General features: G+C 27.3%; 9 protein-coding genes. 1 reads left to right on the top strand and 8 read right to left on the bottom strand.

Annotated elements, in window-relative coordinates; translation table 11 throughout:
* The 4 genes from cobC to NGI68_RS16650 all read right to left on the bottom strand — a co-directional run.
* On the bottom strand, nt 1-550 hold a 550-nt coding region (gene cobC, locus NGI68_RS16665), incomplete at its 3' end, for an alpha-ribazole phosphatase (RefSeq protein WP_251862570.1).
* Between the two features lie 846 nt (nt 551-1,396).
* Nucleotides 1,397-2,965 carry a nucleoside recognition domain-containing protein gene (locus NGI68_RS16660; protein ID WP_353505420.1) on the bottom strand — a complete coding sequence of 523 codons (1,569 nt, stop codon included), beginning with the start codon at nt 2,963-2,965 and terminating at the stop codon, nt 1,397-1,399.
* A 1-nt stretch (nt 2,966) separates the two neighbouring features.
* Entirely contained in the window at nt 2,967-3,743 is a 777-nt protein-coding gene (locus tag NGI68_RS16655) for a FeoB small GTPase domain-containing protein (protein ID WP_251862569.1), read from the bottom strand.
* Nucleotides 3,744-3,775: 32 nt separating this feature from the next.
* Entirely contained in the window at nt 3,776-4,012 is a 237-nt protein-coding gene (locus NGI68_RS16650; RefSeq protein ID WP_251862568.1) for a FeoA family protein, read from the bottom strand.
* A 311-nt stretch (nt 4,013-4,323) separates the two neighbouring features.
* On the opposite strand from NGI68_RS16650, the gene NGI68_RS16645 reads away from it, so the two are divergent.
* On the top strand, nt 4,324-6,804 hold the full coding sequence (locus NGI68_RS16645) for an ABC transporter substrate-binding protein (RefSeq protein ID WP_251862567.1): 2,481 nt from the start codon (nt 4,324-4,326) through the stop codon (nt 6,802-6,804).
* A gap of 173 nt (nt 6,805-6,977) precedes the next feature.
* On the opposite strand, the gene brnQ is transcribed toward NGI68_RS16645, so the two are convergent.
* The 4 genes from brnQ to NGI68_RS16630 form a co-directional block, all read right to left on the bottom strand.
* Nucleotides 6,978-8,279 carry a branched-chain amino acid transport system II carrier protein gene (gene brnQ, locus NGI68_RS16640; protein ID WP_251862566.1) on the bottom strand — a complete coding sequence of 434 codons (1,302 nt, stop codon included), beginning with the start codon at nt 8,277-8,279 and terminating at the stop codon, nt 6,978-6,980.
* A 741-nt stretch (nt 8,280-9,020) separates the two neighbouring features.
* Complete coding sequence (locus NGI68_RS17010) at nt 9,021-9,143, bottom strand: hypothetical protein (RefSeq protein WP_286010132.1); 123 nt, start codon at nt 9,141-9,143, stop codon at nt 9,021-9,023.
* 138 nt (nt 9,144-9,281) lie between these two features.
* Nucleotides 9,282-10,724: a zinc ribbon domain-containing protein gene (locus tag NGI68_RS16635; protein ID WP_251862565.1), complete on the bottom strand. Its 1,443-nt coding sequence runs from the start codon at nt 10,722-10,724 to the stop codon at nt 9,282-9,284.
* Between the two features lie 444 nt (nt 10,725-11,168).
* Nucleotides 11,169-12,005, bottom strand: a complete 837-nt coding sequence (locus tag NGI68_RS16630; protein ID WP_251862564.1) for a sulfurtransferase — start codon at nt 12,003-12,005, stop codon at nt 11,169-11,171.
* Nucleotides 12,006-12,136: the final 131 nt, after the last annotated feature.

Here is a 12,136-nt window from a genome sequence, read left to right as displayed (position 1 = left end):
ATATATCTCCATTTCTTGAAGCAAAGTTCCAATATAAATCTATATTATTTTGTAGTATATAACTATATATCATTCTTATTACTCCTCCGTGAGTAATTACTAAATAGTCTCCATCTTTATGTTTTTTTATATCAATCATAAATTCTTTTACTCTATTGTAAAAAGCTACTGCACTTTCCCCATTAGGAATCACAAAGTTTTCCCAATCTTTTTCCCAACTTTTTTGCTGCTCTGGATATAGTGAGCATATCTCTTCATAAGATTTTCCTTCAAAAATCCCGAAATCCAGTTCGTTTATTCTAGATTCTCTACAAATAATATTTTTTTCCTTTTTATAAAAGTTATTTCTATGTAAAATTATCTCTGCAGTTTCATTAGTTCTTTTTCTATCACTTATATAAACCCTATTAAAATTTATATTCTTTAAGAGTTCTCCCACTTTATAGCTTTGATCTTTTCCTTTTTCATTTAATCCCACATCTAATTTACCATAAAAATTTTTTCTTTTGTTTTGCTCCGTTTCCCCATGTCTTACTAAATATATATTCATATTCCTCTCCTAATCTAAATTGCAATCTAAATTTTCCTGTAAATATTTTAATCTAGTTAAATGCAAATATTTTTAAGCTTACATTATTACACAATTAATAGCTATCTCAAAATAGATTTAACTTTAATACAGCAAATATAAAAAATATATGTAATAAACATATGAATAAGCTTTAGTAGTTCTTAATTTGGAGTAGTTAAAAATTTTTGTAATTTCTCACAGGACGTGAGGAGCCGGTGGTGAAGCCAAGGATGGCGCCTCCACTGGGTAGTAAATTTTTAATGGAGCCATATTTAGAACTTCTTAGCAAAATGAATAGTTTATGAATATATTTTTTATATTTGCGCCTTTACAATTAAATCTATTTTAATTGTAACATTTTTCTAAGTATATCATAACCTATTAATATATAAATGAATAATTGCTTTTATATAAATAAGGGGGAGTAGCTTGTCAAAGCTTTTAGCTTTGTTCATCAAATCGACATGCTGGTTTTTATAACCCGGTTTGATGCAAGATCCTAATGTGATTTCTTGAAGCAAGACCTTTGTTTTAGCAAATTTTATTATTTGTTAAAACAAGGGTCTTATTTTTATATACGAAAAGTTAAAGAGTCTTCACTTAATTAAAAGCAAAAACTCTTATATATAAGCTTCCATATGAATAAGAATTTTATATAAGACTAAGTAATTAAAATTAAAGCTTATATGTGTTACTTAAACTATTATATTCTCAAAATATTATATTAAGGAAATCAAAAGTAATGTTAAATACATAAGATTTTACATTAATGAATTCTTGATGAAAAATTCTATATAATAGAAAAATCTTTACCAAGTGAAAATGCTACACTATAAGATTATAAACTTGAGTTGTTATAAAACATACAACTATAGCAATTATGGTAGGCATAACTACTGAAAATATAGTCCATTTTGTACTTCCTGTTTCTTTTTTTATTGTCCATATAGTAGTTCCACAAGGGAAATGAAGCAGTGAGAACAACATAGTATTTAGTAGTGTCAAATAGGTCCATCCATTGGAAACTAATATATTTCTTAGTTGTTCTAAACTTTCAAAGTCTATCATAGATCCTTTAGATAAATAAGACATTATAAGTATTGGAAGCACTATTTCATTTGCTGGAAGTCCTAATATAAAGGCTAGAAGTATAAATCCGTCTAAGCCAATGGCTCTGCTAAATGGATCTAATGCATTAGCTACTTGAACTAATATTGTACTATCTCCTATAGTTATATTTCCTAATATATATATTATAGCTCCTGCTGGGGCTGCTACTACTACTGCTCTCATTAATACAAAAATAGTTCTATCTATAATGGATGTGTATATCACCCTTCCTATTTGAGGTTTTCTATATGGTGGTAATTCTAAAGTAAAAGATGATGGAACCCCTTTTAATAAAGTTTTTGATAGTATATAAGATACTAATAAAGTTATTCCTATTCCTATAAGTACAAGAAGAACTATCATAAGAGTTGCTATAATACTGCTACCTCCAGAGCCTTCAAATTTTAACCCAACGAAGATCATTGAAAGGGCTATTAATGTTGGAAATCTACCATTACAAGGTACAAAATTATTTGTTAAAATAGCTATTAATCTTTCTCTTGGAGATTCTATTATTCTACAAGCAATAACTCCAGCTGCATTGCAACCAAACCCCATACACATAGTTAAAGCTTGTTTGCCGTGAGCACAAGCCTTTTTAAATGCATGATCTAAATTAAAAGCTATTCGTGGGAGATAACCTGCATCCTCTAATAATGTGAATATAGGGAAAAATATAGCCATAGGTGGTAACATTACAGATATGACCCAGGCTAAAGTCCTATATATTCCTAAAACCAATATCCCATGAAGCCACGTAGGTGCATTTACATAGCTAAAAAGTGCTGTAAGTTTGTATTCTATATTAAAAAACATTTTTGATAAAAGTTTAGAAGGCACATTAGCTCCCTCTATAGTTATCCACAAGACCCCTGCTAATAACAACAACATAATAGGTATTCCTGTAATTTTAGAAGTTATTATATGGTCTATTTTTTGTTGTGATAAAAGTTTTTCTCTATTTTTTTTAACAGAATTACCTGCAATTTCTTCTGCTTTATCATATATACTTTTTACTATTTGCTCTCTTATTTTTTCATTATAGTGCTCTCTAAAATTTTCTATATCTTTAAATACTCTATTTAAATTTTCATGTTTTATTTTATTTTTAAAAACCCTTTGCATATTTTCATGTTCTATGCTATTTTCCATATTATTTTTAAGAATTTTATATTTCATTTTATTTTTTCTAACATTTTTTATTTTGATCTTACTTTGCTTTATGTGATAATGCCTTATTTTTAGTTTATTTTTTATCTCTTCATCCCTATCTAAATTCTTCAACTTAATCCCCCTTTGTCAAAGCGCTTTTCATATCATAATCTAAATATTTACTTATAGAATTTAAGATAGATTCATCACCATCTAATAATCTTAGAGCTAACCACTCTAAAGATATTTCCCTAGGAAATATCTGTTGTAATAATTCACTTACTTTTTTTATTTCTCTTTGTATTTCACTGTTATATTCTACTTTAACTGGATTAGTCTTTATTTTTCCTAAGGCTAAGTTATAAATCTTATCTTTTAATTCATATATTCCCTTATTGCTTCTTGCTATTGTTGGTATGACTGGCACACCTAATTGATTTTCTAATTTTTCTACATTAATTTTAATCTCTTTCTTTTTAGCCTCATCCATTAGATTTAGACAAACCACTACTTTAGGGGTAATTTCTAATATTTGAAGAAGTAAATTTAAATTTCTCTCTATGGAAGTAGCATCAATAACAGTAACCACTACATCTGGCTTTCCAAAACATATAAAATCTCTGGCTACCTGTTCTTCTACAGAACTTGCAAGTAATGAGTACGTTCCAGGTAAATCCACTACTATAAAATCTTTTTCTTTATGATTATATTTTCCCTTTGCATTGGTAACTGTCTTCCCTGGCCAATTTCCTGTATGCTGATGCAACCCTGTTAATGCGTTAAAAGCCGTGCTTTTTCCTGTATTAGGATTGCCGGCTAATGCTACTACTATGTCATTTTCACTATCTTTTTCTACATGGAAAAGATCTTTTAACGTATCTTTTTTTCCTGAAGTATAAGTTAGGCCCATAGTCATCGTCCTTTCTATAGATTTTTATATAACTAACTCATAGTAACTATTATTTTTTCTCCCTCTTCCTTTCTAAGTGCTATACATGTATCTCTTATTAAATACGCCGTTGGATCACCCCAAGGACTTCTTCTTAAAACATAAACTTCTGTGTCTTCAACTACCCCTAAATCTAAAATCCTTTGCTTTAATAATTCTTTTACTTTCAGTTCTTTTACTCTACAACTCTTTCCCACTGGTACTTCCGATAACTTACAAATTTGGTCCATATAATACACCTCCAAAATATAACTCCATGTATTTATGCTATGAAATTTGTAATATTATTGTTACTGAAAATTAATATATTGATTTAAATTACTATTCCACTTAAATTAAACTTGGAGAATCATATTTTACACATTAAACTAAAGCTAAATCAACTGAAAGTAATAATAGATTAATTTAATAATGTTTTTATATTACATTGGCACACCAATTATAATAATTTATATTTTTATGAATATTTTTCATACTTTAACAAATTATTTAAATGCGTTAAAATATGAATAGTAACTATTATTTTATAGGTGGGATTAAAATGTTTAACTTAAAATCAAAAAAATATTCTCGTGACAGAAATATTAATATCTTAAATGAAAAGACTATAGAAAAGCCCTGTAATGTAAATATCCGTGAGGACAAATTACAAGTTTTAACTAATAATCAAAGGAAAATAGTAGGGAAACTAGATAAAAAAATAATGGAAACAGATTCTGTTACAGAATTATTAATCAAGATGATTAAGGATATATCTAGTTACGTAGAAGTGGAAATGAATTCTATTTCTGAGGTTACAGGAGAAATAAGTAATTATTCGGCTATAGCTGAAGAAGTATTCTCTAGCACAGAAAATTCTAGACAGCTATGTAAAAGCAGTATGAAAATTGCTAAAGAAGGTAATAGTGCTGTTTCAAATTCCATAGATGCTATGGAAGAAATAGAGGGATCCATATTATATTCCAGATCAGTAGTACAAGATCTAAGTGCTAAAGCCTTAGATATAAATAATATGTTGGATATAATAAAAGACATTGCAAACAACACTAACTTGTTATCTTTAAATGCCTCTATTGAAGCTGCAAGAGCTGGAGAAGCAGGCAGAGGTTTTGCTGTAGTTGCAAAGGAGGTAAAAAAATTAGCAGAAAGAAGTATGGATTCCGTTAGCACCATAGAACAGAACATAGAAGAAATAAATGTTAGTATAGAAAATGCTATAAACTCTATAAATGAAACCATGGATAAAATAAAACAAGGCACAGAAATATCTAATAAGACCATGGAAGCTTTTAATAGTATAATATCTTCTATAGAAACTACTACCTCTGTATCTCAAGGAATTAATGATGCTATTACAAACCAAATAGGTCATCTAGAAAATGTAATATCCTCTACAGAAGAAATGAATACTACCTCTGAAAAGCTAATGTTTATAGTAGAGCTTGCTTCTTTAAATACTCACTACAGTAAAACTTCCTTAAAGGATTTACATGAAGTAGCTCAAAATTTAAAATTCATTAGTAATAGTCTTTTAAAGGAAATAGAAGTTGATTCTAAAGAAAATAAAACCATATTAAATGTCTGTATGAATGGTAAGCCTCAATATCTAGACCCTGCCATAAGTTATGAATTTAATAGTAGTTTTTTATTAAATAATATACATATAGGCCTTTTATCAATAAATGCTCATGGAGAAATATCCCCAGGAATAGCCAAAAGTTGGTATCTAGAAGATGATAATCTTACTTGGGTTTTTAATCTTAAACGAGGGATAAAATTTCATGACGGAAGAGAAATAACCTCAGAAGATGTTAAATTTTCATTGGAAAGACTGTTAGACCCTAAGCTTCAATCTCCAAATGCATGGTTACTAGACATTATAGAAGGATCTGAAGCTTTTAAATCTGGAATTAAAAATGAAGTCTCTGGAATTAAAATACTGGACAAGTATAGAGTATCCTTAACATTATCCTATGCTTATAGTGGATTTCTATTAAATCTTGGATTAGATCTTTGCGGTATAATAAGCAAGTATTCTATGAAACAGGGAAATATAGTGGGCTGTGGTCCTTATAAAATCTCTGAATTTAATGACAATGACTGTAAATTAGAAGCCTTTATGGAATATTTTAATGGAGCTCCTTATATTGATATTATAAATATTATATTTGATTCAAAAGCTCCTATTGAGAATTTCTTAAATAAAGATTTAGATGTAATAACCTTAGATAATAAAGAAGAATATGAATCTTTATACTCTAATAAAGATATAAATATTATAAATCAAGACTTGCTTGGTACTTATTATGCTAGTTTTAATTTAAAATCTAATTCCATATTTTCTAGGGATAAAAATGTAAGATATGCTCTTAATTTAGCCATAGATAAAAATAGAATAATAAATGATATATTGGGCGGTCTAGCCACTGAAGCAAAAGGACCTTTTCCTCCAAGTATAATATCTAACAATAAATTAAAAGGTTTCTCATATAATAAATCCAAAGCTATGGAAATTCTGTCTAAAAGTGATTTTAATAGATCTACAGACAAATTAAATATATTAGTTAGAAATGATGACAATTTTATATTTTCTAAAATAACTAATTACGTAATAGAAGATTTAAAAAGTATAGGTATAGACTGTGTTTTAAAAGAAGTACCTTCATCCAAATATTTGGACTTAGATAATATTTTAAAATGTGATATGGCCATAAGCAGATGGTTCGCGGATTCTGGAGATGCAGATAATTTCTTAGAACCACTATTTAATATAGAGAATGTATCTAACATAGCTCGATATGATAATAAAAATGTTACAGAAAAATTAGGAATGGCTAAAGATATGATTAATCCAGAAAAAAGAGAAAAATTATATGAAGAAATACAAGAAATTATAATAAATGATGTTCCATGGATATTCCTATTTCATCCTAAACTAGCTATAGCTACTCAACCAAATATATTAGGATTACAAGCTAATGCTCTAGGTTTATTTAAATATGAAGACATAATAAAAAACTAACTTTTTAATTACTAAAAGAACAACCTATTAATTTAAAAGTAAATTGCAAAATTACTTTTAAGATTAAGTAAATATTTTCTTGTTTTACATACTTTTTTTAAAAAATTTTAAATATTTTTACATAAAAACCCCGTCGAAAAACGACAGGGTTTTTATTTTATAATATATTAAATTTATGCTTTTACTGTTTCTACTTTCTTTCCAAAACATACTGATCCTATTATAAAGGCTATAACTGATGGAATTAACCATGAGAACCCTGCACCAGAAAGTGGTATTATTCCTAATAATCCTTTTATAAACCCCACGTTTCCAGCTGTCACTATATTTATTGTATCAATTATACTTATTACCAATGTAGTATAAACCGTAATTCTTACAACACTATTGTTTTTAACAACACTACCTAGTAAAGTTATGGCTATTAAAACGATTACTATAGGATACAAAATTTGTAATACTGGAACTGAGAATTTAACTATTTTGTCAACTCCTCCTGTTCCAAGCAATGCACTTACTACACTTATGACAATAGCAAAAACATTATAAGAAACTTTTCCTTTAGTTAATCCACTAAAATATTCTGCTCCTGTAGATATAAGTCCAATGGCAGTTGTAAGACATGCCAGTCCAACAGCTACACCTAATATAACTGTACCTGCATTTCCTAAAAGTCTTTTAACAATTTCTACAACTAAAGCTGATCTTCCAATTTCACCTGGAATTACTTGTGAAGTATGACTGCCTAAAACCATAAGGCCTCCATAAACAAATGCTAATCCTACTGCAGCTACAATACCTGACTTAATAGTAAGACTTATGACATCTTTCTTTTCTGTATACCCCTTTGCTCTTACTGCAGTTATTATTATTGATGCAAATATTACTGATGCCATAGCATCCATAGTTTGATATCCTTCAAGCAAAGATTTTGACAATGCCCCTTGAAAATTAGTATTAATAACTGGTCCTATTGGTGATACAAATCCTTTAATTATTATAATTGCTAACATAAGAAGTAAAACCGGAGTTAATACTTTACCTATACTATCAACTATTCCTGATGGCCTTAACACAAATGCTAAACAAACAATGAAATAAATTATTACTGCTATAACTGGACTTAGAGATGGAAATATTGGATGTATTGCTAACTCAAAAGTAGTAGCAGCTGTTCTAGGTATAGCCAACATTGGACCTATGGCCAATATTAATGCTGTTGTAGCTATAGCCGCAAATACCTTTCCAACTCTTCCTGATATATCGGAAAATGTGCCATTTATTTTAGCACAGGCTATTATACCTGTTAATGGCAAACCCACTCCCGTAATTAGAAACCCTATAATTGCTGATGGTGCCTGATCTCCTACTAATTTCCCCATAAAAGGTGGAAAAATTAAATTACCCGCCCCAAAAAACATTGCAAAAAGTGCAAAGCCAATAACTATGAAATCTTTTGGTGATGCTTTCTTCATTTTAGTCCCCCTTAACTCAAATTTAAATAATTTTATTTGTTATTATATCATAATATTGTAAATTTCAAAATTTGTTAAATTCTGAAATTTAAATTTTATGACTTATTTAACAACTCTATCACCGATTTATTCAATATATATTCCGTTTTCTCCTTTTTTATTCCTTTTCCAATAAATATTGTTATTTTTATATCTTGCACTTATTCAATTTATTATATATATGAAATTTTTAGAATTTTTAGATATCTGTATTTTTTTCATTAGAGAAGGTTAAATTTGTAACAATATCCACAGCAAATTAATGTGATTTTATCCTTATTTTATAAAATCCACCCACATTTTTGTAAACGTTATTTTTAATAATCATTTAAAGTTTATTTGTAGTGACATATTAAACTACCAAATTAATTTAGTTTATTTTCATAAGAAATAATGCTTATACTTCTCATATATTTATTTTTATTAAAAATAAAAAACACTTCTCTTTTTTGCGAAGTGTTTTACAAAAAATTATTATTTTCATTATATACGACAAAAATCCTGTTGTAAAGTGTTTTATTTATTTTTAATTTCAGTCCTTATTAAAATAATACACTACTTTACCTGATATTATGGTGTATATATTGCCCTAAGATGTGGTCTTATTGCACTTTAACATTCATTTAAATCCATGCCTTCAAATCTTATTCCTTCTTCCATAATACCTATATGGCAGTGGTCATCAATTATTCCAGGCATTACCTATGCACCTTTTACACCTATAACTTCTAAGTTATCATCTTTAATATTTATTTTCTCATCTATTTGTTGTATTTTACCATTGTTAATTAGTACACAAGCATTATGAAAATCCTTTCCAATCATAGTATGAATCTGCCCATTTTTTTATTAATAACACTAAATTCACCCTCTATTTCCAATGCAATTCATTACATAAATATACACGCCCTTGTATATTTATACGCTGTTTTTTTAACAAATCTAAATTTTTTTTAACAAACTTTACTCCTTTATATTGAGCTTTTGTTCAATAAATTTTTCCCAATTTTTATTAATTTTCTCAGTAATATCATTTTTTTCATCTAATGTAAGCTTACTCATATCTTTAGATCCATCTTTAGGTATCTTTTTTATATCTAGTTTTGAATTTATAGAATTAATCACAGTATTTGATATAAAATTAAAACAAGTTTTTTCATTATCTATGGAAAATTCAGATTTGAATCCCCTTATATTATTTTTAGAGTCCATTCTTATTTTAGTTAACCCATTTATTTTTTCATTGGAAACTTTATTATCTACTTTCTCTACTTGTCCAATTCGTTTCATAACAGAATCATAATTTGAATCAAAATTTGTTTTAATACTAGCTACTTTTTCTTTACTAAGATCAAACTTATTAAGTTCTTTATTTTTTTCTGCAATATTTAAAAACTGAAACTCTTTTTCCTTTATTAATAACTTTAAATTTTCATCCTTAGATATTTTTTGAAGGAAAGTCTTTAAAATTTTTATTATTCTTTCATTATCTAAATTTAATACTACTTCATCACATTTTACTGTTTTTTGTTCTCCATTATCTTTTACAGTTAACTTCACTTCATCTCCTTCTGTAAGATAATCATTCATGGTTTTATGAAAAAGTTCCCTATAGCCTTTTTCCACATTATTATAATACTGAGAATTTTTTAATTGAAACACATTTTCATATTTTTTCAAATCTACTGACTCTGAATTCTTTTTAGATGTTATATTATTTTGTTTATTATCTTCTTCTACTAATCTATTTATATCCTGAAGTTTTATATACATGGTATGTTCATATAGTTGTGGCGCTGATATAGCCACGTATTCTTTATTACTATAAATTTCAGCATTTAAAATACTTTTATTTTTATATATTAAACTAGCTTTACTGTATCTTTCACTAGTATTTTTATCAGTTTTAGTGTTTAATTTTAAAGTGCATTGTTCCATTGCATCTTCTATATTTTTATAATTCACATGTTCTTTGGACTGTAACTTAAACTTTATCTTAAAATCACTTTCAGACTCCACCGTATTTAATTCATTATATCTATGGGCTGCATACATTAGCCAATTAACCTTATCTCTTCTTATAAATAAATTTTTTATAGGATTTTTTATAAGAGATGCACCTATTACTATTAGTAATAAAATAACAACTAGCATAATTTTATTTTGTTTATGTTTTTTAATAAAATTAATGTTTTTAAAGAACTCCAAAGGTTCTTCTTTATGTTTATAATCGTATTCATTGTGGGAATTTTTACTATGTACATTGTAATATTCATTTAATATCTTCTCATTGTCTGTTACACTGCTGATTTGTCCATTATGTATTTTTTCCGATTCAGTTCCACAGGTATGGCAACAGGTGGAGTCTTTTTGTAGTTTATTGCCACATTTTCTGCAAAAATTCATATTCTCTTCCCCCTCGTTTATAAATTATATATTATGATATCATTTTATCATTATATAATCAATTTAATATAACAAATAATAATTGGTGTTTTATACCAAAACCTTACTGCCAGTTATATTGGTATTTTAAAATTTCCGTGAAGTTAAAAGGGTGTTACTCTACTTCCTTCTGGCAGGAAGCAAAATTAGAAATATTACGAAATTTTAAATAAGGTGATGTTACTGTCAGTTAATTTATCGTTAGTTTAATATAGAAAATATAATTCTATAATTTAACTTTATCTACCACAACAAGTGAAATTATCATATGTTTATAATAATCTTAATATTAAACAATAAATAAGAGTTTCTTTTTTTAATATTGAAACTCTTATTATAAATTTATATCTATAATTTCTTTTAATAATTCAAATATAATTATAAGTTAACTTTATTTATAAAACTTTACTCATGTTCTATAGGGTTATCTTTATAAGTTATCCAGTCACTCCAGCTTCCAGAGTAAACTTTTGCTTTAATTCCTAATTCATCTAAAAGTAAATAATTAAATGTAGCATCTACCCCTGATCCACAATAAGCTACTATATTATGATCTTTAAGTTTAGAAAAAATTTCTTTGACCTTATCTTCATCTACAGTACCATCTTCATTAAGCATATCTTTCCAACAGTAATTTTCAGCTCCTGGAATATGACCTGCAACCTTGTCTATAGGCTCTTCTAAACCTCTATATCTTATATTACTTCTTGAATCTATTAAGAAAATATCTTTTCCCATATGCTCTTTTACATAATTTACATCCACTCTCATTTCTTTATTTACAGAAACTTTAAAGTCTTTATTATTGTTTATACATTCATCTTTATTTTCTTCTTTTTTAGTATATAATTTTCTTTCTTCTTTAATCCACTTGTCTATGCCTCCATCTAGCACATAATTATTACTATGTCCTATGCATCTTAGCATCCAACAAAATCTTGCTGCTGAGGATATTTTTAATTCATCATAGGCTACCACTAAAGTATCATTGTTTATACCTAATTTTTCTATTCTTTCTTTAAACTCTTCTATAGTAGGTAGAGGTGTTCTTCCTCCGTGTTCCTTTTCTGGAGAGGCCATAATCTTTTTTAAATCTGCAAAAACAGCATTTTTTATATGCCCATCATTATAGACTTTTTCTCCATAGCTAATATCTAAAAGATCAGATCTACAATCTACAACAATTATGTTTTCATCTTCTAAATGATCTTGTAACCACTGTGTAGCTACAAAATTTTTCATAAAATCATCTCCTAAGTATTTTGAAATATTTTCAAATAAAAATTCATAAAAAATAAATTTAATTTTTTAAACCTATTTATAATAAAATTTCTATTTGTTTTGAATCCCTACATTATATATATGAAAAAACT

The sequence above is a fragment of the Clostridium sp. Marseille-Q2269 genome (assembly GCF_943736985.1).
Taxonomy (GTDB): domain Bacteria; phylum Bacillota; class Clostridia; order Clostridiales; family Clostridiaceae; genus Clostridium_F.
Note: the sequence above shows the minus strand (reverse complement) of the source record. Positions and strands in the feature narration are given on the sequence as shown.

What these genes read in the sequence shown, in the direction of transcription:
- NGI68_RS16630 (WP_251862564.1), bottom strand. Translation starts at nt 12,005, where the DNA reads ATGAAAAATTTTGTAGCTACACAGTGGTTACAAGATCATTTAGAAGAT.
- NGI68_RS16655 (WP_251862569.1), bottom strand. Translation starts at nt 3,743, where the DNA reads ATGGGCCTAACTTATACTTCAGGAAAAAAAGATACGTTAAAAGATCTT.
- NGI68_RS17010 (WP_286010132.1), bottom strand. Translation starts at nt 9,143, where the DNA reads ATGATTGGAAAGGATTTTCATAATGCTTGTGTACTAATTAACAATGGT.
- NGI68_RS16635 (WP_251862565.1), bottom strand. Translation starts at nt 10,724, where the DNA reads ATGAATTTTTGCAGAAAATGTGGCAATAAACTACAAAAAGACTCCACC.
- NGI68_RS16645 (WP_251862567.1), top strand. Translation starts at nt 4,324, where the DNA reads ATGTTTAACTTAAAATCAAAAAAATATTCTCGTGACAGAAATATTAAT.
- brnQ (WP_251862566.1), bottom strand. Translation starts at nt 8,279, where the DNA reads ATGAAGAAAGCATCACCAAAAGATTTCATAGTTATTGGCTTTGCACTT.
- NGI68_RS16650 (WP_251862568.1), bottom strand. Translation starts at nt 4,012, where the DNA reads ATGGACCAAATTTGTAAGTTATCGGAAGTACCAGTGGGAAAGAGTTGT.